At 72.6% G+C, this 23,198-nt stretch carries 16 protein-coding genes; 9 read left to right on the top strand and 7 right to left on the bottom strand.

Annotation, left to right across the window (positions count from 1 at the left end):
- Positions 1-94: 94 nt before the first annotated feature.
- Entirely contained in the window at positions 95-1,366 is a 1,272-nt protein-coding gene (locus tag ACVCAG_RS32860; protein WP_440087214.1) for an ABC transporter substrate-binding protein, read from the bottom strand.
- 128 nt (positions 1,367-1,494) lie between these two features.
- Between ACVCAG_RS32860 and ACVCAG_RS32855 the strand changes: the two genes are divergently transcribed.
- The 3 genes from ACVCAG_RS32855 (at position 1,495) to ACVCAG_RS32845 (ending at position 5,130) form a co-directional block, all read left to right on the top strand.
- A complete protein-coding gene (locus ACVCAG_RS32855) occupies positions 1,495-2,001 on the top strand; it encodes a helix-turn-helix transcriptional regulator (protein ID WP_440087215.1) in 507 nt (168 codons plus the stop codon).
- Positions 1,998-2,750, top strand: a complete 753-nt coding sequence (locus ACVCAG_RS32850) for an ATP-binding cassette domain-containing protein (protein WP_440087216.1) — start codon at positions 1,998-2,000, stop codon at positions 2,748-2,750. Before ACVCAG_RS32855 ends, ACVCAG_RS32850 begins: the two co-directional genes overlap by 4 nt.
- 100 nt (positions 2,751-2,850) lie before the next feature.
- On the top strand, positions 2,851-5,130 hold the full coding sequence (locus tag ACVCAG_RS32845) for an FtsX-like permease family protein (protein WP_440087217.1): 2,280 nt from the start codon (positions 2,851-2,853) through the stop codon (positions 5,128-5,130).
- A 45-nt stretch (positions 5,131-5,175) separates the two neighbouring features.
- Here the strand turns inward: ACVCAG_RS32845 and treS are convergent, their stop codons facing one another.
- Together treS and ACVCAG_RS32835 are read right to left on the bottom strand one after the other, a co-directional pair.
- A complete protein-coding gene (treS, locus tag ACVCAG_RS32840) occupies positions 5,176-6,897 on the bottom strand; it encodes a maltose alpha-D-glucosyltransferase (protein ID WP_447191041.1) in 1,722 nt (573 codons plus the stop codon).
- Between the two features lie 583 nt (positions 6,898-7,480).
- Positions 7,481-9,139, bottom strand: a complete 1,659-nt coding sequence (locus ACVCAG_RS32835; protein WP_447191040.1) for an asparagine synthetase B family protein — start codon at positions 9,137-9,139, stop codon at positions 7,481-7,483.
- A gap of 71 nt (positions 9,140-9,210) precedes the next feature.
- Between ACVCAG_RS32835 and ACVCAG_RS32830 the strand changes: the two genes are divergently transcribed.
- From ACVCAG_RS32830 to ACVCAG_RS32805, 6 genes are all read left to right on the top strand, one after another.
- Complete coding sequence (locus ACVCAG_RS32830) at positions 9,211-11,118, top strand: hypothetical protein (RefSeq protein WP_440087220.1); 1,908 nt, start codon at positions 9,211-9,213, stop codon at positions 11,116-11,118.
- Positions 11,119-11,225: 107 nt separating this feature from the next.
- Positions 11,226-11,960, top strand: coding sequence for a DALR anticodon-binding domain-containing protein (locus ACVCAG_RS32825; protein ID WP_447191039.1), 735 nt, complete (start codon positions 11,226-11,228; stop codon positions 11,958-11,960).
- A gap of 43 nt (positions 11,961-12,003) precedes the next feature.
- Positions 12,004-12,816 carry a neutral zinc metallopeptidase gene (locus tag ACVCAG_RS32820; protein WP_440087223.1) on the top strand — a complete coding sequence of 271 codons (813 nt, stop codon included), beginning with the start codon at positions 12,004-12,006 and terminating at the stop codon, positions 12,814-12,816.
- Positions 12,817-13,002: 186 nt separating this feature from the next.
- On the top strand, positions 13,003-14,385 hold the full coding sequence (lysA, locus tag ACVCAG_RS32815; protein ID WP_440087224.1) for a diaminopimelate decarboxylase: 1,383 nt from the start codon (positions 13,003-13,005) through the stop codon (positions 14,383-14,385).
- A gap of 78 nt (positions 14,386-14,463) precedes the next feature.
- Complete coding sequence (locus ACVCAG_RS32810) at positions 14,464-15,756, top strand: homoserine dehydrogenase (RefSeq protein ID WP_362679840.1); 1,293 nt, start codon at positions 14,464-14,466, stop codon at positions 15,754-15,756.
- 227 nt (positions 15,757-15,983) lie between these two features.
- Positions 15,984-16,832, top strand: coding sequence for a polysaccharide deacetylase family protein (locus tag ACVCAG_RS32805; protein WP_440087225.1), 849 nt, complete (start codon positions 15,984-15,986; stop codon positions 16,830-16,832).
- Positions 16,833-16,921: 89 nt separating this feature from the next.
- Here ACVCAG_RS32805 and ACVCAG_RS32800 read toward each other — a convergent pair whose 3' ends face one another.
- Genes ACVCAG_RS32800 through ACVCAG_RS32785 form a run of 4 tightly spaced genes read right to left on the bottom strand, consistent with a single transcriptional unit; the run spans position 16,922 to position 22,858 of the window.
- A complete protein-coding gene (locus tag ACVCAG_RS32800; protein WP_447191038.1) occupies positions 16,922-18,751 on the bottom strand; it encodes a glycosyltransferase in 1,830 nt (609 codons plus the stop codon).
- The gene (locus tag ACVCAG_RS32795; RefSeq protein WP_440087227.1) at positions 18,748-20,670 is read right to left on the bottom strand and encodes a glycosyltransferase; all 1,923 of its coding nucleotides are present in this window, start codon (positions 20,668-20,670) and stop codon (positions 18,748-18,750) included. Before ACVCAG_RS32795 ends, ACVCAG_RS32800 begins: the two co-directional genes overlap by 4 nt.
- Positions 20,670-22,391 (bottom strand): glycosyltransferase, encoded by a 1,722-nt coding sequence (locus tag ACVCAG_RS32790; protein WP_447191037.1) that lies wholly within the window; start codon positions 22,389-22,391, stop codon positions 20,670-20,672. The genes ACVCAG_RS32795 and ACVCAG_RS32790 overlap by 1 nt, the downstream gene beginning before the upstream one ends.
- Positions 22,388-22,858 carry a hypothetical protein gene (locus ACVCAG_RS32785; protein WP_440087229.1) on the bottom strand — a complete coding sequence of 157 codons (471 nt, stop codon included), beginning with the start codon at positions 22,856-22,858 and terminating at the stop codon, positions 22,388-22,390. Before ACVCAG_RS32785 ends, ACVCAG_RS32790 begins: the two co-directional genes overlap by 4 nt.
- Positions 22,859-23,198 lie beyond the last annotated feature (340 nt).

Here is a 23,198-nt window from a genome sequence, read left to right as displayed (position 1 = left end):
CTCCTGAGACGTTGAGGCAGACAATGGAGCGATATATGGGACGAACAAGCAGCCGAAATGGGGATGACGGCTTGTGCCGGGGGCCGGCCCGGCGTCATTGAGCCCGGATGATCTCTTCGAGTTGGCCCTTCATGGAGGAGACGACGTCCTCGCTGTCGTGCTCGGTGAAGGGCGGTGTGAGGGCGTTGGAGACCGCGCTGGCGATCACCAGACTCACCTGGTCGTAGTTGGCGCTGGCGGGCCTGGGCCGGGCGGAGAGAATGCTCTGCTTCAGGACCGGCAGGTAGGGAAAACGCTTGATCAGGCCGGGGTCGTCGTACAGCTCGGCCCACACGGGCGGGAACGAGCCGTCGGCGAGCACCCGCCGCTGGTTCTCCAGGCTGGTGAAGTAGCGGATGAACTCGGTGGCCGACTTCTGCCGCTTGGAGAAGGCGCTCACCGCGAGGTTGTAGCCGCCGAGCGAGCCGGTGCCGGGGCCGTCGAGACCTGGCAGCCGGGTCACCCCGAACTTGCGGGCGACCGCCGAGGTGGTGGCCGGTCCGTAGGCGTGCGGCCAGTTGCGGGCGAAGGCCAGCCGCCCCTCCTCGAAGGCGAGCTGCGCCTCGTCCTCCTTGAAGGAGAGCGACTCCTGCGGGATCCACCCCTCCCGGAACCCGTCCACCAGGAAGTCCAGGCCGGCCTTCGCCCTGGCCACGTCCATGGTCACCTTGGTGCCGTCCGGGCTGAGGATCTGCCCGCCCGCCGACTGCACGGCCTCGGCGAAGTTCACGGTCAGGCCCTCGTAGGCCAGGAACTGCCCCGCGTAGCCGCCGATGCCGTACTTGTCGTGCAGGACGCGCGCCTGGGCGCGCAGTTCCTCCCAGGTCCTCGGCGGCCTGAAGCCCTCCTTGGCCAGCAGGTCCTTGCGGTAGTAGAGGAGGCCGGCGTTGCTGGTGTACGGGACCGCCCAGAGCTTGCCCCGGTAGACCGCCGTGTCGACGACCGGCGGCAGGAACCGGCCGAGCGGGAACATCGCGCGCTCCAGCGGCAGGATCCAGCCGGCCTCGGCGAACTCGGCGGTCCAGATCACGTCCAGCCCGATCACGTCGTACCGGTCGCTTCTGGCCTGGAGGTTGGCGACCATCTGGGCCCGCTGCTCGTCGGCCGCCTCGGGGAGTTCGAGCAGGGTCGCCCGCTCCCCGGGGTGGGTCTGGTTCCACCGGTCGAGCAGCGGCTGCAGGTAGGCGGTCGCGGGGCGTCCGATCACCAGGGTGAACGGACCGGTCCCGCCGAACCGTTCGCCCTCCCGCTCGCCGGCCGCCGAACACCCCGCCCCGAGAAGCCCGAGAAGCACGGTGAGCGCGACGGGGATGAGTCGGCGCACCATGACCTCCCGGTTTCCAGTTGGTTACATACGTGTTAGGTAGATGCATGCATGTTATGCATAGCGATAACATCACCGTCAACGGATAACCCCGTAACGCTCACGTAACGAGCTCTCCGAGGAGGTGGGGCGTGCGGCTGACGCTGCTGGCGCTCCTCGCGAAGGAACCTGCCCACGGCTACGAGCTCAAACAGGCACTTGAACAGATCTTCGGCAGCGCCTACCCTTCACCGAACATCGGGCAGATCTACGTCACGCTCGGCCGTCTGGAGAAGGACGGCCTGGTGCGTGCCGTGGACGTCGAGCAGTCCAACCGGCCGAACAAGAAGGTCTACTATCTGACGGCCGCCGGCCGCGAGATCCTCGACACGTGGGTGGACGAGCCCACCGAGGGGCCCAGGGTCCGGGACGAGTTCTTCATGAAACTCGTGCTGGCCCCGATGACCGGCATCGCCGACAGGATGGCGATGATCAACCGCCAGCGCCGTCACTACCTCGGACTCATGCGTGACCTCAACGAGCTCGCCGAGCGGACCGACCCGGACAACCGCGTCGCGCTCCTGCTGGTCGAGGGGGCCATGCTGCACCTCCAGGCCGACCTCGACTGGCTCGAACGCTGCCAGGAGGAGCTGAGTTGACGTCTCCCGTGGTTCCCGTGGTCGAAACCGTCAACCTCGTCAAGATCTACCAGGACGGCGGGATTCCGGTGCCCGCGGTGCGGGGGGTCGACCTGCGGGTGAGCCCGGGGGAGTTCGTGGCGGTCATGGGCCCGTCCGGCTCCGGCAAGTCCACCCTGGTCCACATGATCGGCGGCCTCGAGGCCAGGACCAGCGGCGAGATCTGGCTCGACGGGCAGCGGGCCGACACGCTCAACGAGAGCGCCTGGGCGCTGCTGCGCCGCCGGAAGATCGGTTTCGTCTTCCAGTTCTTCAACCTCGTCGCCAACATGACGGTGGCCGACAACGTCGAGCTGCCCGCGCTGCTGGCCGGCGCCTCCACGCGCGAGGCCCGCCGGCGCCGCGAGTACCTCCTCGGCGAGCTCGGCCTGACCGCCCGCGCCGACGCCGCCCCCTCCCAGCTCGCCGGGGGCGAGCAGCAGCGGGTCGCGCTGGCCCGCGCGCTGGCCAACGAACCGAGCCTGCTGCTCGCCGACGAGCCCACCGGGAACCTCGACAGCCGCAACACCCGCGACGTCCTGCGCCTGCTCGGCGAGGTCCACCGCGAGGGCCAGGCCGTCATCCTGGTCACCCACGACGCCAGGGTGGCCAGCCTGGCCGACCGGGTGGTCTCCCTCCTGGACGGCCAGATCGTCGACGACGGCGGCGCCGGGCTGGCCCGCCGCCGTCCCAAGGGCAGCGCGGGCGACGTCGTCGAGCTGAGAGGCTGACGGTGCGCTTCCTGCCTTCCCCGCCCGCGACCGCGCGAATTCCCCGGCCCGCGGCCGCGCGGGCCTCACGGGTTTCACGAGCCGTGCGGGGAGCGTCGCGGTGAGCACCGTACGCGCCTCCGTCAGGTGGATCCGGGCCGACCTCAGGGCCCGCAGGGTCCAGGCGCTGCTGACGGTGCTGGCCGTGGCCGGGATCGTCACCGCGCTGATCACCTCCGCGACCCTGCTGGAGGACGGCACCAACCCGTGGCGCGGGCTGTTCGCCGAGTCCAGGGGCGCGCACGTGTGGATACACACCAAGGACGCCCCCGACCGGACCGCGCTGTCGAGACTCCCGGGCGTGGTCCAGGTCGCCGGACCCTACCGGTCGGCCCCGGTCACCCTCACGCTGGACGGGAAGAAGTCACCGGTCGCGCTGAGGGAGATGTCCGCGACGCCGCCGCGGGTCGCCGTCCCCCTGATCCGCGAGGGGCGCCCGCTGCGCCCCGGCGACACCGACGGCGTGGTCGTCGAGCGCTCCTTCGCCAGGGCGCTCAGCCTGCGGGTGGGCGGCACCTTCCCGGTGACCGCGCTCAACGGCGCCACCCACCCGCTCGTCGTGGTCGGCCTGGCCGACACCGCCGACCAGGGTTTCTACCCCGAGTGGACGCCCGGCCTGGCCTGGACGCTCGCGCCCGTCCTGGCCAGGGTCGAGCCCGCGCTGGGCCGCAGCGAGTCGGTCACCGGGCTGCGCCTGTCCGACGGCGAGGCCACGCTGCCCGCCGTCCACGGCGCCGTCACCCTCCTGGAGGGGCAGATCCAGCGGATGTCCACCTGGCGCGAGGTCCGCGCCTCGATGGAGCTGGACAACCGGCTGCTCGGCCTGCTGCTCGCGCTGTTCGGGATCACCGGGCTGGTCGCCGCCGCGCTCGCCATCGCCAACGCGGTGGGCGGCCGGGTGCTGAGCCAGACGCGCGACATCGCCACCCTCAAGTCCCTCGGCTACACCCGGGGCCAGGTCTTCGGCGTGCTCATGGCCGAGCACGGGGCGCTCGGGCTGCTCGGCATCGTCATCGGGCTGGTCTGCGGCCAGGTCGCCGCCTCGTTCGTCCTGGACGGGGTTCCGATCCTGCCGCTCTCCCCGGTCCCGCTGCTCGCCATCGCCGGCGGCACCGCCGCCGTGGTCCTGGTGGCGGTGGCCCTGCCCGCCTGGCGGGGCGGCCGCACCCCGCCCGTTCCCGCGGCCCCCGCGGCGCCGCCCAGGGGGCACCTGTCGCGGCTGGCGCGCCTGGCGCTGCTCGTACGGCTGCCTCCGGCCCTGGTCCTGGGCACCCGCGACGCCTTCACCCGGCGCGCCCCGGCGTTCCTGAGCATCTTCGGCGTCGCGGTCCCGATGATGATGATCACCATCGGGCTCGGCTGCTGGGCCACCCTGGACGACTTCCTGCGCCACCCCGAGCGGGTCGGCCAGGCGGCGGCGCTCACCGTGCGCCCGGACAAGCTCCCGGCCGACGACGCCCTGCGGATCGCGAGAGCCGATCCGGGGGTGCTCACCGTCTACCCCGGCACCGAGGTGCCCGCGCTGGAGCCCGAGCAGACCAGGAGCGTGCTGGCCCGCGCCGCCGGAACCTCCGCCGAGCCGTACCCCTTCTCGGTCGTCGAGGGGCGGATGTACGCCGCCAGGGGCGAGGCCGTCGCCGGGCAGGGGCTGCTCGACCTGCTGGACGTGAAGATCGGGGACCGGGTCCGGCTCACCGTCGGCGGCACCCCGCTGATCGTGCACCTCGTGGGCCGGGTGGTGGAGCCCGACCAGGACGGCGAGGTGCTCTCCTTCGGCATCGACAGCCTCGCGGCCAAGGACGCGGTGCCGCCGCAGTTCTACAGCCTGGTGCTCAGGCCGGGCGCCGACCCGGCGGAGGTCAGGGCGCGGCTGCTGATCGCCTCGGGCGAGGCCCTGGAGGTGCAGCGGGTGGTCAACCCGGCGGAACGGCTCGCGATCATCCGCGTGGTGATCGTGGCGCTGATCGTCGTGCTCGCCCTGCTCGGCCTGGCCAACCTCCTGACGGCGAGCGCGCTGGGCCTGCGGGACCACGCCTTCGACCTGGCGGTGCTCAAGGCCATGGGTCTCACGCCCCGGCAGGTGGCCGCCACCCTGGTCACCGGGACCGGTCTGCTGATCGTGCTGGGCGTGGTCGCGGGCGCCGCGGCCGGTGCCTCGCTGGCCGGCGGGCTGATCGACCTGCAGGGGCACACCAGCGGCGTCGGGGCGGGGATCGGCCGTACGCCCTCGGCCCTGACGCTCGCCGTCGCGATGCTCGTCGCGGTCGGGACCGCCCTGCTGGTGACGCTGATCCCGGCCGGGCGCGCGGCCCGCGCCCAGGTCCCGGTCACCGCGCGATAGCCCCGGGACGGTGGCCGTCCCGGGGCGCTCCCTCTCAGGAGGGGCTCAGCCCTCGACGCCGGGGATGTCGGCGTTCTTGAGCGAGAACCAGTAGAAGCCGTGGCCGGGCAGGGTCAGCAGGTACGGCAGGGTGCCCACGGGGGGGAACCGCACCCCGCCCCTGGCCTCGACCGGGGTCATGCCCGCGAAGCGGCGCAGGTCGAGCTCGACCGGCTGCGGGTACTTCGACAGGTTGTTGACGCACAGCATCAGGTCGTCGCCGTCCTCGCGGACGAAGCTGAGCACCGCCTGGTTGCTGGACCACAGCTCGTTGTAGACACCGGTGCCGAAGACCTGGTGGTCACGGCGGATGGCCAGCATGTTCCTGGTGAAGTGCAGCAGCGACGCGGGGTTCTTCTGCTGCGCCTCCACGTTGATCGCCTGGTAGCCGTGGATCGGGTCCATGACGACGGGCAGGTACAGGCGCCCGGGGTCGGCCTTGGAGAAGCCCGCGTTGCGGTCGGGGCTCCACTGCATCGGGGTGCGGACCGCGTCGCGGTCCTCCAGCCAGATGTTGTCGCCCATGCCGATCTCGTCGCCGTAGTACATGACCGGGGAGCCGGGCAGCGACAGCAGCAGCGCGGTGAACAGCTCGATCTGGTCGCGGTCGTTCTCCAGCAGCGGGGCGAGACGGCGCCGGATGCCGAGGTAGGCCCGCATGCGCGGGTCCTTGGCGTACTCGGCGTGCATGTAGTCGCGCTCCTCCTCGGTGACCGTCTCGAGCGTCAGCTCGTCGTGGTTCCGCAGGAAGATGCCCCACTGGCCGCTGTCGGGGAGCTTCGGCGTCCGCGACATGATCTCGGAGATCGGCTCGCGGCTGCCCTGCCGCACCCCCATGAAGATGCGCGGCATGAGCGGGAAGTGGAAGGCCATGTGGCACTCGTCGCCGCCGACCGAGGGGTCGCCGAAGTACTCGACCACGTCCTCGGGCCAGCCGTTGGCCTCGGCGAGCAGCACCCGGTCCGGGTAGAGGCGGTCGACCTCGGCGCGGACCTTCTTCAGGTACGCGTGGGTCTCCGGCAGGCCGGAGCAGTCGGTGCCCTCGCGCTCGAAGAGGTAGGGCACCGCGTCGAGCCTGAAGCCGTCGATGCCCAGGTCCAGCCAGAACCGCAGGACCTCCAGCATGGCCTCCTGGACCGCCGGGTTCTCGTAGTTCAGGTCGGGCTGGTGGTGGAAGAAGCGGTGCCAGTAGTACTGCTTGCGGACCGGGTCGTAGGTCCAGTTGGACTCCTCGGCGCCGACGAAGATGATCGGCGCGTCGGGATACCCTGTCGGGTCGTCGGACCAGACGTAGAAGTCGCCGTACGGACCCTCGGGGTCGTGCCGGGACGCCTGGAACCAGGGGTGTCTGTCGCTGGTGTGGTTCATCACCAGGTCGGTGATGATGCGCAGGCCCCGCTTGTGCGCCGACTCGATCAGCTCCACGAAGTCTCCGAGGTCGCCGAAGTCCGGCAGGATCTTCATGTAGTCGGAGATGTCGTATCCGCCGTCACGCAGGGGAGACTCGTACAGCGGGAGCAGCCACAGGCAGTCGACGCCGAGCCACTCGACGTAGTCCAGCTTCTCGATGAGGCCGCGCAGGTCGCCGGTGCCGTCGCCGTTGGAGTCCTTGAACCCGCGGACCAGGACCTCGTAGAAGACCGCACGCTTGTACCACTGAGGGTCCGCCGAGACGAAGTCCTCGGCCACGGACTCTTGGGAAGGGGAGGGGAGGGGGGATGGGGTCATCGTGTTCTCGCTCACGGTGATGGAGGGCAGGACGAAGTCACCGGATGCTCCGGCTGATGATGTTTGGTGACCGCGCCGGCGGGAGCCGTCATCCCCACGAGCTCCATGCTCTCGGGCGGACCGAATTTGTGATTCTGTGCCGTCCCTTGTGGCGCTTTCTGGGCCGAACACTACCAGCCGTCCGACGCCGTGGAACCCCCCTTGGCGTGGGACGTCGCCACCGCCCCACGGAATCGCCGCGCGCATCGCGTCGAGGCCGCGTAATCGTGGCGTCGCTCACCGTTTTCACAGGCGAAACATGGGACGCCCCGAAAGAACGGTCTCGTGCTGTGCCCGCAGGTCAGGCCCGTACGCGCGGTGCCCGGAGAGAGTACGGGTCGGCCCCCGGTTCAGGGGTTCCAGACCCGGCCCCCGGAGGCGTCGCGAGGCTCCGCCGGACCACGTCATAGGGGTCCGGCGGGTGGGTCACAGGGGCCGGGCCGAGCCCGGGGCGGGGTGGGTCGGGCCCGGGCAGGGGTGGGTCCGGGGCGGGGTGAGCCGGGCCTGGAGAAGGGGAAAAGGGGGTGGGACCGGGGCGGGTGGGTCAGGCCCAGGGAGGGGTGAGGTCGGGGAGGTCGTCCCGGTAGTCGCCGAGCCAGGCGCCGAACAGCACCAGGCCGCGTACCCAGAAGCGGTCGTTCCAGCCGTTGAACCGCGCCAGCCCGTCGGGACCCTCGGCGATCACGGCGTGGAGCTGCTCCGACAGCAGCGAGGGCACGGTGCCGGCGACCCGGCTGAGCATCCGGTGCCCGTACTCCCTGGCGGGCGCGGCGGCCGAGCGGAGCGGGACCCGCTGGAGCGGCTGCTTGACCACGTTGGTGGAGGGCAGCGCGGCCACGCGGGGGTTGGCCGCGTACAGGATCTCGCGGTAGAAGCGCCCCTGGTCCTTGCGGTGCACGCCGACCGAGAGCGCCGCGTCGAAGAAGGCGGGGTGGATGAACGGCGCCGCGAACGAGGCCTCGGGGCCGACCAGGTTGACCGGCGAGCGGGCGATGCCCCGCGCGGTCCTGGTGTGCAGGACCGACAGCGGCAGCTCCGCCCGGTGGCCGTTGAGCATGGCGGTCGACTGGGTGAAGGCGTGCCCGACGCTGTCGGTGATCCAGGCCTCGGCCTCCTCCGACAGGAACGGCACGGACGGGGAGCCCAGCGTCAGCGAGCCGAGCAGCGCGGCCTTGCGCTCGGCCTGCGTGGAGGCGTCCAGCGCGGCCCCGCTGACCATGAAGTTCTTCAGCAGCGGCCCCCCGGCCAGCCCGTCGACCAGGGTGCGTCCCGCCCGGTGCACCTCGCGGGCGAACGGGGTGTACCAGGCGTGGTGCGGGGTGAGGAACTCCAGCCGCCGCGCCGCGGCCAGCGCGTCGTCGGGGTAGGCGGCGGCGTCCTGGGGGATCACCCGGTGGCGCACGCCCAGCTCGCGGGTGATCGCCTTGGCGAAGACGATGTCGGTGTCGGTGCCGTCGTCGGGGCTGGTCGTCCACGACTCCACGTCGGCCCCGCGCGCCACCGCCACCGAGCACAGCAGCCGCGAGTCGTAGCCGCCGCTGACCGGCACCAGCAGCGGGCGCCCGTCGAACTCCTTGTAGACCTCGTGCAGGATCTCCAGGATCTCCCCGGCGGTCCGGCCCGCCTCGTAGGGCTCCTCGCGCAGCCACCTGGGCAGCATCCGCTCGACGCCGACCCGGCCCGCCGCCCGGTCGAAGACCAGCGCGCTCGCCCCCGGCAGCCGTTTCACCTGCGTGTACGGGGTGTCGTCGCGCAGCGGGAAGGTCATCTGGATGATCGAGGCCCAGGCGTCCCAGTTGATCTCGTACGGCGTGCGCGCCAGGGAGAGCAGCGGTTCCAGCAGCGAGGAGAAGTAGACAGCCCCGCCGTGGGACAGGTAGTAGACGTCGACGAGGCCGAGACCTCCGGCGTGCAGCGTGATCCGCTCGCCGTCGTCGATCAGGCCGGGCGTCTCGTAGGTCTCCGCCACGGTGATCCACGGGGCCGCCCCGCCGGGTTTGCGCTCCCCCCAGGCGAAGGCCCAGGTGCGCTCGTCCCGCTGGTAGGGAGGCAGCGGGGAGGAGCTGAACAGGGCCGCGTTCCCGGCCTGGACGGCCGGCCTGACCCGCGGCCCGGCCCCGCGCAGCGTCTCCAGGACGGCCTCGTCGAGGTGCCCGATGCCACCGCAGACGTACGGCCTCACATTGAACGTCGGCCACTGCACCGTGCTGACTCCTCTGTGTCGCGATTGACCAAAGGGTATCCTTTCGCCCGGCTCACGAAACGGAGGACGGCGTGGCGGGCGAGCAACTCGAAAGCACACGACAGGCGTTGCGGGAGGCGGTGGCGCACGCGGAGAGGGCTTCCGAGCTGGCCCGCCTGCTTGACGCGGCACAGGCAAAGATCGCCGATGCGGAGCGTGCGGCCGAGGAACTGCGCGGGGTGAAGGAACTCCTGAGCGAGACCGAGGAGCGGCTGGAGGCCGCGAACGCGGCCGAGGAGAAGCTCCGCAAGGACCTGGCGGAGCAGCGCTACCAGGCCGAGGTCGCCAGGTGGAAGCTCTCCTCGGTGCAGGTGGCCCGCTGGTCGCGGCTGGGTGACGCGATCAAGACGGGTAAGAGCAACCCGGTGCGGCTGGCGCGCGGCCTGCGCGGGGCGGCCAAGCCGGCCAAGCGCCCGACCGCTCCCAAGCGCCAGCCGGTGCCGCGCAAGGCGGGGGACAAGGCGCCCGTCCCCGGGGCGTCCTTCCAGGCCACCAGCTCCGTCAGGACCGTCGGCGGCAGGTCGGTGAAGCTCAAGCCGTACCGCGTGCCGACCGGCCCGAACACCCGCCCGCACCTGACCGCGGCCGTGATCGCCGCGCCGCACGGCGAGGCGCTGCTGCGCTACGAGTGGCGCCAGACCACCGGCTTCACGCCGAGGGACTTCGCCCGGGTGCTGGCCGCCGAGGTCCCGCACCTGCTGCTGGTCGAGTCGGTGACCGAGGGGCCGTGGGCCGCGGAGCTGCGCAGTCCCGACCAGGGGCTGCGGTCCCTGCTGGCCTGGTGCGCGGAGCGGGGCATCCGCACCGTCTTCTGGCACACCGAGGGTGAGCCCGGCGAGTTCGTAGCCGCGGCCAGGTTGTTCGAGCACGTGGTGACCGCGCTGCCCAGGTCCGTGGGACCGTGGGGCGCCGCGCTGGCGGCCCAGGAGCCCGAGCAGGGACGCCGGGCGCCCTCGCTGGGAATCCTGCCCTTCGCCGTCCAGCCGCGCGTGCACAACCCGCTGCCGCTGGCCGGGGACCGGTTCGGGCGGGTGCTCTCGCTGGAGGAGCTGCTTCCCGGGCACCTGTCGTACCCGGACGTGCTCACCTCCTACCGCTGGCCCGTCGCGGTCGACTGCCCGCCGGGCACGGAACCCTGGCGGATGGCCGAGCTGGCCGCCTGCGGCACCCCCATCGGCACCGAGCCCGACCCGCGCCGCGCCCACCTGGCGCTCCGCCAGGCGTACGCCTCGGGCACGATGACCGACAAGGTCGACGACCTGCTGGACGCGATCGGCCTGCCCAGCGGCAGGGCCACCCTGAACATCTCGGTGATCATGATCGACCGGGGCGACCTCGACTACGCGCTGGCCCAGGTCGCGCCGCAGAAGGGCGTCGTCCAGCTGGTGCTGCTGTCGGACGCCCCGGACGCCGTCGTCCGGGCCCGCGAGGCGATGCCCGACGGGGTGGACGTCGCGGTGCGCCGCTCCGACACCGAGCTGACCACGGGCGGCCTGCTCAACCGCGCCCTCGACCTGTGCCAGGGCGACCTGGTGGCGGTGATGGACGCCCGCGACCGGTACGGCGAGCACTACCTGTCCGATCTCAGCCGGGCCTTCCTGTTCGCCAACGCCGACATCGTGGGCAAGGCGGCCTACTACGCCCACCTGCGCGACGTCGCGGCGACCGTGCTGCGCCAGCCCTCGGCGGAGTACTCCTACCTGCCCGACGTGGCGGGGGCCACCCTGCTGGCCCGCCGCGCGGTCCTGCGGGGCATCGGCTTCGCCGACGTCTCGGACAACTGGGCCGACGTGCTGATGCGCCAGTGCCGCGCGGACGGGATCAAGGTCTTCTCCGCCGACCGCTTCGGATACGTCTGCCTCCGCGACCGTGACCGCTGGCTGCTCGGCTCGGCCCAGCTCGTCGACTACGGCCCGGCCGACCCGCACGCCCTGATCTGAGCGCGTCCTCGGGTGCGCGTTCTTCGCCGTGACGGCGGCGGACGGCCCGGCCGGCCCGCACGCCCCGGTCCGAGCGCGGGCCGTCCGGGGGTCGTTAGGCTGCCGGGATGACGCCCGGCGCGCTCGGCGAGGTCCTCGGCCTGCCACCGATCCCCAGGGGGACGTGGGCCGGGGAGGCGCTCTACGTCTCCCCGGCCGCGCTGCGCCGGGGCGAGGACCCCGAGGAGACGGCCGGCCGGCTCCGCGCGCTGCCGGGGATCACGGCCGTCCGGGTGCGGCCCGGCGGTTTCCTGGAGATCGTGGTGGCGGTGCCCGGCGAGCTGGTCACGGAGATCGGCGCGGACGCTCCCGCCGTCACGGGCGGGAGCACGGGCGCGGCCGGGGTCATCGGCGCGGGCAGAGTCGCGGGCGGAGTCGCGGGCGGGGTCGCGGGCGCGGCCGGGTCCCCGTGGGAGGACCTGCCCAGGACGTGGGCCAACCCCGGGTTCGTCGTCAGGTACGCGCACGCGCGGGCGGTCGCCGTACAGCGCTGGGCCGCGGAACTCGGCGTCGGCGGGGACTTCAGGCCCGAGCTGCTGGAGGACCGCAGGGACCGGGCGGTGCTCAGGCTGCTGGCCGAGGTGCACGGCAGGCGGGTGAGCCGGGACCCGGGGTGGGCCGCCTACGCCGAGCAGCTGGCCCTGGCCTACCACGACGCGTTCGAGGGGGCCGCCGCGCTTCCCTCGGGGGACGAGGAGCCGTCGGAGCTGCACGCCGCCCGGGTGCGCCTGGCGCGGGCCGTGCGGGACGTGCTGGCCGAGGCGTTGGCGGCACTTGGCGAGACGGCGCCCGACAGATTGTGATAGACCCTCCCAAAGAAGCTTAAAGAGATCAGGGGAGAGGTGAATGGCCGGGCCCCGGGACTGGGAGGCGCGCGAGCCGCGCCGATCCGGGATGGTCCGGCGGGTGCTGCCGACCCTGCTCGCCTTCGCCGTCGTCCTCGGCGGGCTCGCCTATCTGGGCGGAGACCTCAGGGAACTCCTCGGGACCGCCCCGGGCTCGTCCCGCTCGGCCGCGGCGACGCATCGCCTCTACCAGGAGACCCGGCCGGTCGACGGCCGTTGCGGCACGCTTCCCCGGGACCTCGACGCCGACCTCACGACGTCGCTGGAGGCCCTCGGCGGGTGCCTGGACCGGATGTGGGCGGCCACCCTGGCGCGGGCGGGCATCGACTACGAGCCGCCGGAGGAGGTGCGGCTGGTCGACGCCCCCGAGGAGGCCGCGTGCGGGATCGACGACTACGACTGGGCCGGGATCTACTGTCCCGAGCCGCGCGTCGTCAACGTGCTGGTCGAGGGTGAGCGGGCCTTCCCGATGATGTTCACGCTCGCGCACGAGTACGCCCACCACGTCCAGGAGGTCAGCGGGATCGCCGACCGCAGAGGCTCGGAGGCCTTCGACGAGGCGTGGTCGCGGCGGCTCGAACTGCAGGCGGACTGCCTGGCCGCGGTGACGCTGCGCGCCGCCGCGCCGCGCCGGCTGGAGAGCCTGCGCCGTCTCGCCGGGCGCGGTTCCGGCGCCGACGAGGGCGTCGAGGCCGGCTACCGGCAGTCGCACGGCTCGGGGGCCAGCAGCGCCGAGTGGATGCGGCGTGGCCAGGAGGGCGGCACCGTGGGGTCCTGCAACACCTGGGCGGCTCCCGCCGAGTCGGTCTCCTAGGCTCGCCCGGGTCTCCCCGGAGCTGGTTCGCTCCGGTCTCTCCCGAAGATCATGCCGCCGTACGACGTTAAAATATGTCGCCAAAGTGGCACATAACGTAAAAAGTTCGCGTGTTCGAGGTGGATCGCGTCTCGATAGGTGGGCAATCGTCTCAGGGGGATCACCGGGTCCGATAGCCTCGATCGGGTGAGTCGATTCGCCCACCCCGCCGGTGACCGGCATGCAGAAGTGCTGCCCGAGGAGCGCCCTCCGCACGCACCTGCCGATCTGAACACGCTCGACCCCACCATCTGGCCGCGAACGTCGAGCCGCGCCGACGGCTCGATCACGATCGGCGGCGCGGATGTCAGGGACCTCGTCGAGGAGCACGGCACCCCGCTCTACGTGGTGGACGAGGAAGACTTCCGCTCCCGCTGCCGCGACTACGCGAGCGCGTTCTCCGGGGGCGAGGTCCATTACGCGGGCAAGGCGTTCCTGTGCCGCGAGGTCGCCCGCTGGATCATGCAGGAGGGTCTCGGCCTCGACGTCTGCAGCGCCGGCGAGCTCGCCGTCGCGCTCAGCGTCGGGTTCCCGCCCGAGCGGATCACCATGCACGGCAACAACAAGTCGCTCGCCGAGCTGGAGAAGGCCGTCGAGGCCGGGGTCGGGCACATCGTGGCCGACTCCTTCGAGGAGATCGCCCGCCTGGGCTTCCTCGCCGACAAGCACGGCAGGCGTCCCAAGGTGATGATCCGCGTCACCGTGGGCGTCGAGGCCCACACCCACGAGTTCATCGCGACCGCCCACGACGACCAGAAGTTCGGCTTCTCGCTGAGCAGCGGCGCGGCGGCCGAGGCGGCCAGGCGGATCCTCGCCCTGCCCCAGCTGGAGCTCGTCGGCCTGCACTCCCACATCGGCTCCCAGATCACCGACACCGCCGGGTTCGAGGTGGCCGCGGCCCGTCTGGCCACCCTCCTGGTCAAGATCAAGGACGAGCACGACGTCGTGCTGCCCGAGCTGGACCTCGGCGGCGGCTACGGCATCCCCTACGTCGAGGGCGACACCGCGCCCGACGTCAAGGAGATCGCCGACAACCTGCGGGAGATCGTCAGCAAGGTGGCCAGGTCCGCGGGCCTGCCGGTGCCCAAGCTCACCGTCGAGCCGGGCAGGGCCATCGCCGGGCTGGCCGGGGTGACGCTCTACGAGGTCGGCACGATCAAGGACGTCGAGGGCCTGCGCACCTACGTCAGCGTCGACGGCGGCATGAGCGACAACATCCGCACCGCCCTGTACGGGGCCGACTACACCGCGCGCCTGGCCTCCCGCGAGAGCGCCGCGAGGCCGATGCTCTCCCGCCTGGTCGGCAAGCACTGCGAGAGCGGCGACATGGTCGTGCGCGACCTGTGGTTCCCCGCCGACCTGGCCACCGGCGACCTGATCGCCGTCGCGGGCACCGGCGCCTACTGCCGCTCGCTCGCCAACAACTACAACTACCTCCCCAAGCCCGCCGTGGTCGCGGTCAAGGACGGGGTGTCCCGCGTGATCGTCCGCCGGGAGACCGAGGACGACCTCCTGAGAGGACAGCTGTGAAACGACCCGGAGCGGCGGGGAAAGCCCGTAAGGCGGAGAAACCCGTCCACAGTGTGAGCGACAAGGGGGCGTGACCGCATGGCACTGAAAGTCGCACTGCTGGGATGCGGCGTCGTCGGCTCCCAGGTGGTCAGGCTCATGCACGAGCAGGCCGACGACCTCGCCGCCCGCATCGGGGCGCCGCTGGAGCTCGCCGGGGTCGCCGTGCGGCGCCTGGGCCGCAGGCGGGACGCCGACGTGGACCCCGCCCTGCTCACCACGGACGCCGAGGCCCTGGTCACCCGGGACGACATCGACATCGTCGTCGAGGTGATCGGCGGCATCGAGCCCGCCAGATCGCTCATCCTGGCCGCGCTGAACAACGGCAAGTCGGTCGTCACGGCCAACAAGGCGCTGCTCGCCGAGGACGGCGCGACCGTCCACGCCGCGGCGAGGGCCGGCGACGCCGACCTCTACTTCGAGGCGGCCGTCGCGGGCGCCATCCCGCTGATCAGGCCGCTGCGCGAGTCGCTCGCCGGAGATCACGTGCACCGGGTGCTCGGCATCGTCAACGGCACCACCAACTACATCCTCGACCAGATGGACTCCAGCGGGGCCTCGTTCTCCGACGCGCTCGGGGAGGCGCAGGCGCTGGGCTACGCCGAGGCCGACCCCACCGCCGACGTGGAGGGCTTCGACGCCGCGGCCAAGGCCGCGATCCTCGCCGGGATCGCCTTCCACAGCCGGGTGACGGCCGCCGACGTGCACCGCGAGGGCATCACCGAGATCACCGCGACGGACGTGGCCAGCGCCAAGGCCATGGGATACGTCATCAAGCTGCTCGCGATCTGCGCCCGTTCCGACGACGGCAGGTCCTTCGGCGTACGGGTGCATCCGGCCATGATCCCCAGGACGCACCCGCTGGCCGGGGTCCGCGAGGCCTACAACGCGGTGTTCGTCGAGGCGCGCTCCGCCGGGCAGCTCATGTTCTACGGCGCGGGCGCGGGCGGCGCCCCGACCGCGAGCGCCGTGCTGGGCGACATCGTGGCCGTGGCGCGCAACGTGCTGGCGGGCACCCGGGGGCCCGAGGAGTCCACGTACGCCGACCTGGTCGTGCACCCGATGGGTGAGACCGTCACCCGCTACCACGTCTCCCTGGACGTCGCCGACAAGCCCGGCGTGCTCGCCAGGGTCGCCGACATGTTCGCCAAGCAGGACGTCTCCATCCAGACCGTCCGGCAGGAGGGGCACGGCGCGGACGCCCAGCTGGTGCTGGTCACCCACCGGGCCAGCGACGCCGCGCTCTCCGCCACGATCGAGGGCCTGCGCGAGCTGGACATCGTCCGCGACGTGGTGAGCGTCATGCGCGTCGAGGGCGAGGACACCCCCTAGCGCCGCCCGGCCGGGCCGGTCCGCGCCGGTTCGGTGTCGGCCCGTCGGTCTGCTTGGTCTGCTCGGCCCGCGCCGGTTCGACGCGGGCGCGTCCCGCCGTCGCCGGCACTGTCAGGGGACTCGGTCGCGGCCCTCGCGGCGATCGTGCCATGCCGGCTCGGCATCGGGTTCCTGGGCATTTGGTAACAGATTATTTGGTGGCCTCTATCGGCTTATAAGGTGTTTTCATGCTTTATTTGCCGTTCCGCGAAAGAGGGCTCACCGGGAAGGTCTTTCGCCGGGCGGCGGCGTTCGCCACGGCGCTGGCCGTCGTGGCGGCGCTGGGCCCGGCCGCCCACGCGGCGGCCGGGCGACCCGCGAAGAAGGCCAGGACGGTCGTCGCGCTCACCTTCGACGACGGCGACTCCTCCCACCCCGCCGTGGCCCGCATGCTGGAGAAACGCGGCATGCGTGGAACGTTCTACGTCAACACCGAGACCGTCGGCGGCGAGCAGAAACTGACCCGCCGCGGGCTCGCCGGGATCGCCAGGAAGGGTCACGAGATCGGCGGTCACACGCTGACCCACGTGCGTCTCACCGAGCTGACCCGCAGCGAGCAGGAGGGCCAGATCTGCGACGACCGCAGGACGCTGGTGGCGTGGGGGTACCGGCCCGCCACCCTCGCCTACCCGTTCGGCGCGGTCGACTCCGACGCCATGGCGGTGGCGCGGCGGTGTGGTTACGACGCGGCCCGCGGGGTCGGCGGGCTCAAGGAGTGGGGGTGCCCCGGCTGTCCGGCCGGTGAGACTCTGCGCCCGAAGAACCGCTACGACATCCGCACGCCGGGCTCCATCCGCGAGGACACCCTGCTGCGGCACATGAAGCAGCAGGTGCTCAACGCCGAGAAGAACGGTGGCGGGCTGGTCCCGATGGTGTTCCACCGCGTCTGCGACGACTGCGGCCTCTACTCGACGACTCCCGAGCTCATGGGCCAGTTCCTCGACTGGCTGGTGAGCCGCAAGGCCCACGGCACGGTCGTGCGGACCCTGCAGAGCGCCGTCGGCGCCCGATACCGCCCCCTGCCCAGGCAGGAGTGACCGGGCCGCCGAGGACGCCCGGTGTCCGGGGCGTCCTCGGCGGCAGGGCGTGGCGGCAGGGCGTGGCGGCAGGGCGTGGCGGCAGGGCGTCAGGAGCCCTCGGTGAGTCTGCGGAGGCGGCGGGCGGCGCGGGCGAGCAGGGAGCGCTGCTGGGCCTGGCGCAGGGCGACGGCCTCCAGGCGGCGCTGCTCGGCCTTCTCCTTCCACCTGACGGTGTCGCGGCTGCCCTTGGCGGCCTTGGCGCGCAGCTCCTTCAGCTCGGCCTTGAGCGCGGCGACCTGCCGCTGGGCCCGCTCGGCCTCCCGCGCGCGCGACTCGGCCGCGGCCTTCCAGCGCGCGGCCTCCCGGTTGCGGTTCACGGCCCAGTAGGGGTAGGCACGGGCGGCGGGCCGCATCTTCCACGACTCCGCGTCCAGCCAGGTCGCCCCGTGCAGGTCGGCGATCACGTCGTCGAGCCGCTCGCCCTCGCGGAGCACGCGCGTCGCCCTCGCGACGGCGGAGGTCCGCTCCAGGCGGGCGGCCAGCACTCCCGACTCGTCCTCGTCCAGCGCCACGAGCAGCAGGCCCTCGTCGTCCTTCTCCGCCTGCTCGATCAGCCTGGCCAGCGAGTCCGCCCCCGGTACCCACCCGGCCGGGCAGACCAGGCGGAACGGCGCGGGCGCCGAGGTCGAGGGGACCCGCTCGGCGAAGGAGACGCGGCCGTCGTGGGCGTACTGGCCGCGCAGCAGCCGCAGGTCGAGCAGCGGGTCGTCCAGCGGTGCCGGGCGCTCGCCGGCCAGTGACGCCCACGGCCCGGTCAGGGTGACGTGCACGTCGGGCAGGGTGCTGGCCAGCGCCCCGTCGACGCTCGCCCTGACGTCCTCGAAGGAGGCGCCCCCGGCGTCCACCACGACGTCGACGTAGGGGACCAGCCACTGCCGGCCCGCGTCGGTGCGCAGGTGGCGACGGTACGGGATCCGGTCGGCGATGAACGGGTCGTTGTGCCGCCTGACGTCCGCGGGCCTGCGCATGGCCGTCGTCGTGCCCAGATGCCAGCTCAGCGCCTCGGCGTCGGGGACGAACACCGCGCCCGTCTGGGTGAGCCGGTAGCCCAGCTCGGTGTCCTCGCCGAGGGCCAGGGAGGTGTCCAGCCCTCCCGTCTCCCTCAGCAGGGCGGCCGGCAGCGAGACCGTCGCGCCCACGTGGACGCGGTGCAGCAAGGAGCTGGGCGCGTCGCGGAAGTCGCGGTGGGCGGCGACGAGCTCGCCGATCCAGTCGTGCCCGTGCTCGGGATCCTCCTCGAAGAGGAGACCCGCCCTGTCCTTGGCGACGGCGATCTGGACCTCGGCGGGGGAGGGCGGGATGCCGGCCATCGCGGTGAAGCGCAGCGTCCCCATCACCACCAGGTAGCCGGCCAGGTGGTGCCAGCGCATGTGCGCCTCGACGTGCTCACGGTAGGAGACGATGTCGGCGTCCATCCGGTGGATCACCTGGCCGTCCGCGACGGCCGTACCGGTCTCCAGGGCCCGGGCGATGCCCCGGCGGCCGGAGGCGTCGCCGACGATCCGGGTGTGTTCCGGGACGATCTCGGGGAGCCGCAGCGGGGGCGAGCTGCCGTCGTCCACGACGATCACCTCTAGGAGGTGGGAGGGGTAGGTCTGGGCGGCGAGCGCGGCCAGCGTGAGGTCGAGCCTGTCCTGCCGTCCCTTGGCGGGGATCACCACGCTCACCGTCAGGCGCGGCTCCCACGTGCCGGGGGCGGGCACGGCCAGCACCCCGTAGTCGTTGCCCGGGATCCGCGGGATGTTCACGTCGCCTCCGGCCGGGACCGGCGGGATGTTCACGTCGCCTCCGGCCGGGACCGGCGGGATGTTCGCGCCACCTCCGGCCGGGACCGGCGTCGCGTACGGCGCGTCAGAGGGGATCCGCGACGTGCTCACGGTGCCTCCGGGGGGAGTTCCATGAGCGCGCTGGGCCGGAAACCGCGCCACTGGCGCTTGTTGCGCCGCAGGAACGTGCCGATCGGCTCGCGCCAGGTGTGGTTGGCGACGTTTCCACGCCGCAGGATGTAGCCCAGACCCTGGGTCCGGTAGATCTGCCCGCCCGCGGCCTGCACGGCGTGCTGGAACTGGGCGTCGATCGTGCCGGGCATCGGACGGAAGCCGCCCACGGCCTCGAAGGCGGAGCGTTCGGAGAAGATGGTGCCCCCGGCGATGAAGTTGGTGATCTGCTCGGTGATCTGCTCGCGGTGGACGGTCACCCCGATCGAGGCGAGATAGACGAACTCGGGGACCATGCCCACGACCTGGGCGCCCGAGTAGGAGTGGGCCAGCAGCAGATCGGAGATGAAGTCGGGCCCGTACCAGTCGTCGTCGTCCATCTTCAGCAGGAACGACCCCGACGCCCTGGCCGCGGCCTGGTTCAGCACGGTCCCGAAAACGGTCCCGCCGTCGGCCTCGACCACGGTGACCGGCCGCTCGAAGGACGCCAGGGCCCCGGCCACGCCGGGATGCGTCGCGGGGACGCCGTGCAGGGCGAGGATCACCTCGAACTCGGCGCCGCGCTGCCTGGACAGCTGCTCCAGCGCGAAGCCCACCATGTCCGGGCGGCGGGTGACGAGCAGCACCGAGACCGTCGGCACGGGCGCCGCGGGGGCGCCCAGCTGCTCCCAGCGGGCGCGGACCCCGTGGAGGCGCAGCGCCTCGCGGCGCAGCCGGATGCTGTGCTCCTCGCGCTCCAGGTCGTCCTTGAGCGCGGGCCCGCCGACCGAGGTGATCAGCCTGGCCAGCTCGGGGCCGAGGGCGCCCGCCCAGCGCGGTACGGCCTCGGAGACCAGGGGCACCCCGGCCGCCGCCAGTCCCGTGACGACCCGCAGCGCGGCGGCCGGGCCGGTGTGGCTGCGCCGCCAGTCCACCTGTACCGCTCTGACCTGCCTGATCCGGTTGACGTCCACGTCCGTGACGCGGCCGGAGGCGTCGAAGGAGGTGAGCGTCCTGCCCTCGCAGGTGATCGTCCAGCGGCCGGACTCGGCGGACAGGTCGGCCGTGCCGAGGGACGGCACGGTGACGAAGTTCATGGGGTTGACCGAACGGTCGTCGACGGGGGGGATGGTCCAGGGCTCGGACAGGTCGCCCAGGCCGTTCTCCAGGATCCTGCCGCCCCCGGGACGGCCGAGCCTCTCCCAGGTCATCAGCCCGGCGGCCGGGCGGTCGATCGAGGTCTCCGCGCCGGTCCACGGCGGCGGCTCCTCACCGACCGTCCGCACGACCAGGTCGGCGCCCCGGGCGCCGAACCTGTCGGGGACGGGCCCCGTCAGGGGGGCCGGGGCCGCGTTCGGGTCGCCGGGGCGCCAGTGGGCCGCTCCCGGCCCCGCCAGGCCGGCGACGGGCCCGGCGACGGCGTCCATCCGGTGCCCGCCGAACGCCCTCGCGGCCGCGGCGAGCGTCCGACCCGCCGGCACCGGCTTGGAGAAGCTCGCCTCGACCACCCAGGCGTGCTGTTTCGGCTGGTGGACGCGGAGCTCCACGAGAGCGCGCCAGCGGTGGGCGGGGGTGGGGGAGATCACCGGCGCGGTGTACCAGTGCGGCGTCTCCCGCACGGCGACCACGACCCGGGGGGCCATGGGCAGCAGCGACTGCAGGCTCGCGGCCCTGCGGACGTCGGTCGCCGTGCGGGCGAGCACCAGGATCTCCGCGGCGCCCTCCTCGGCGCGCGGGATGCCGTCGAGGTCGCCGTCGAGGTCCATCGCCCCGTACGGCTCCAGCTCGCCGAGCGTCTCGAAGCCCGCGCAGTAGACGAGGACGCGTCGCTTGCCGCTCCGCTCCAGGGCGGCGCGGACCAGTTCGATCAGAAAGGACATCAGCCGGTCCTCCCCCGACGCCTGGCCATGGAAGTGATCCTTCCCAGCGGGCCGCGCCGCCGCTCGGCCGCCAGGCGCGCGGCCTCCGCCCGCAGCCATTCCGTCTCGGCGCGCAAGCTCTCCACCTCGTCCTTCAGGCCCTCCGCCTCGCGCTTCCAGCGCGCGGAGTCGGCCCGCCACTTCGCGGTGTCCCCGGCGACGGGCTCCGCCTCGTCGGCGGTCGTCACGCCGACCTCCGCGGCGCTCACCCAGAGCGAGCCGAACATCTCGTGGACGACATCGTCGAGGTCGGCTCCGGGGTCGTCGCCGGGATCGCCGTTCACCAGTGCCGCCCTGGCGAAGGCGGCGGTGCGCTCGAACCTGGCCGCCCTGACCCCGGAGGCCCCCTCGTCGAGCGCGGCGCTCAGCAGCCCGTACTCCTCACGCTCGGCGAGTTTGACCAGCTCGGCCAGGCTGTCGGCGCCGAGCGCCCACCCGGCGGGGAAGGTGAGCCTGAACGGCGCGGGAGCGGAGCCCGCGGGCACCTCCTCGGTGAAGGAGACGCGCGGCTCGTGGACGTACAGGTTGCGCACCAGGCGCAGGTCGAGCAGCGGCTCGTCGAGGGAGGGGCGGCGTCCGGGGGGAAGGTCCGACCAGGGCCCGACCACGGTGACGGCGACGTCGACGAGGGTGCCCGCGAGCGCGGAGTCCACACTCGCCCGCACGTCCTCGTAGGAGGCGCCGCGGGCGTCGACGACGACGTGCACGTACGGCACCAGCCAGGCCCTGCGCGGGTGGGTGCGCAGCCAGCGCAGGTCGGGGATGAGGTCGGGCAGCACCGACCAGTTGTGCCGGTGCACCTCCTTCTCCCGGATCATGACCGTGGACGGCCCGAGGTGCCAGGCGCGGGCCCGCGGGTCGGGGACGAAGACCGCGCCCGCCTGCGCGAGGCGAAAGCCGAGATCGGTGTCCTCACCCATGTTCAGCGTGGTGTTCACCCCGCCGACCGAGCGCAGCAGCGCCACGGGGACCGAGGTGGTGGCGCCCGAGTGGAGCCGGTAGGCCCCGGCGCCCGCGTCCCGCAGCCACCGGGTCTCCTCCAGCACCCCGGCCCGCCACTCGTGCGGTGCGGACTCGTTGAACAGCTTCTCCGCGTCCCCGGCCTCCACCGCGGAGAAGACCTCCCCGGCGGAGGGGCCGGTCCCGCCGGGGGTGAAGCGGACGTCGCCCATCACGACGGCGTAGGGGGCGAGATGGTGCCAGCGCATGTGCGCCTCGACGTGATCCCTGTCGAGGATCATGTCGGAGTCGACCCAGTGCAGGATGTCGCCCGCCGCCGCGGCGGCGCCGGTCTGGCGGGCCCAGCCGCGTCCCCACCGGCCGTCGGGCACCCGGACGAGCCTGGTGTTGGCCGGGGTGATCTCGGGGACGCGCAACGGCGGGTCACTGCCGTCGTCGGCGACGACCACCTCCATGAGGTGCGCGGGGTAGGTCTGCGCGGCCAGCCCGGCGAGCGTGCGCTCCAGGGCCTCCTGGCAGTCGTGCGCCGGGATCACCACGCTCACCCTGAGCCGGGGCTCCCATCCGCCCAGGTCGGGCGGGAGAAGCGACCCGTAGTCGTTGTGCCTGATCCTGGCGCGCGGGACAGCGGCGCGGCCGGCCCGGTCTCCCCGATCGGCCCGGTCGTCGCGCGGGCGGGCGGACGGGGCGGCGCCGGAGGTGGCGAAGCCGGTTCCGGTCACGCTCTCTCCTCCGCGGCCCGTTCGGTCCCGGCCTCCTCCGCGGCCAGGCGCGGCAGCAGGTCGTGGACGATCTCTTCGATCTCCTGGCGCCGGGGTACGGAGGCCAGGCGGTCCTCGCCCAGGGAGACCAGGATCGCCTGCAGGTCCTCGTCCCGCTTGCGCTCGTGATCCTTGAGCAGCTCGACGATCTCGTCCAGCCGCCGGTCCAGCCGCTGGGTGGCCGTCTTGACCGTGGCCAGCTCCGCCTCGTAGCGCTTGACCCGGGCGTCGATCCGCTGGGCCTTGCCGTCGACCCTGCGTACGGTCGCGACCGCCAGCACCTGGACGGCGAGTACCGTCGCGATCGCGCCGAGCACGATGGCCGCCGTGACCGAGATGATCCCGGTGCTCGCGAGCAGCGTCAGCGCGATCAGGAACACCGGGCCGAGGATCGCCGCCAGAAGCGTCAGTTTTCGGGGCGTGGGCATCCGCGCTTACCTTCCGTGCCGCTCTGTCTTTACCTGTCCTTGTGGGTGGTAAATGAGGTTATCGGCTTCTCAAGTGCAGATACGTCGATAAATAGGAAATTCGAAGGTTCCTGTGACCTGTGTGACAGCTGTGAGTGTTCGGTGGTGATCCTCGATGTCAAGTGTGATGTGCGGCGAGAAGGGATCTTCTCACCTCGCTATCCTTCGCTCGTGCCCGCGCAGCCGACCGCCCTTCCCCCGCCCCCTCCCGCCACCCCGGTGAGCCTCCCGCGGCCGGTGCCGGGGACGCGCGCCCCCGGGGTCCACGGGGGCCGCGGCGCCCACGGTTCTCGCCGCCCGG

The sequence above is a fragment of the Streptosporangium sp. G12 genome (assembly GCF_052983175.1).
This window is presented reverse-complemented; position numbering and strand designations above follow the sequence as displayed.

What these genes read in the sequence shown, in the direction of transcription:
- ACVCAG_RS32805 (WP_440087225.1), top strand. Translation starts at nt 15,984, where the DNA reads ATGCTTTATTTGCCGTTCCGCGAAAGAGGGCTCACCGGGAAGGTCTTT.
- ACVCAG_RS32825 (WP_447191039.1), top strand. Translation starts at nt 11,226, where the DNA reads ATGACGCCCGGCGCGCTCGGCGAGGTCCTCGGCCTGCCACCGATCCCC.
- ACVCAG_RS32860 (WP_440087214.1), bottom strand. Translation starts at nt 1,366, where the DNA reads ATGGTGCGCCGACTCATCCCCGTCGCGCTCACCGTGCTTCTCGGGCTT.
- treS (WP_447191041.1), bottom strand. Translation starts at nt 6,897, where the DNA reads ATGACCCCATCCCCCCTCCCCTCCCCTTCCCAAGAGTCCGTGGCCGAG.
- ACVCAG_RS32820 (WP_440087223.1), top strand. Translation starts at nt 12,004, where the DNA reads ATGGCCGGGCCCCGGGACTGGGAGGCGCGCGAGCCGCGCCGATCCGGG.
- ACVCAG_RS32785 (WP_440087229.1), bottom strand. Translation starts at nt 22,858, where the DNA reads ATGCCCACGCCCCGAAAACTGACGCTTCTGGCGGCGATCCTCGGCCCG.
- ACVCAG_RS32795 (WP_440087227.1), bottom strand. Translation starts at nt 20,670, where the DNA reads ATGTCCTTTCTGATCGAACTGGTCCGCGCCGCCCTGGAGCGGAGCGGC.
- ACVCAG_RS32810 (WP_362679840.1), top strand. Translation starts at nt 14,464, where the DNA reads ATGGCACTGAAAGTCGCACTGCTGGGATGCGGCGTCGTCGGCTCCCAG.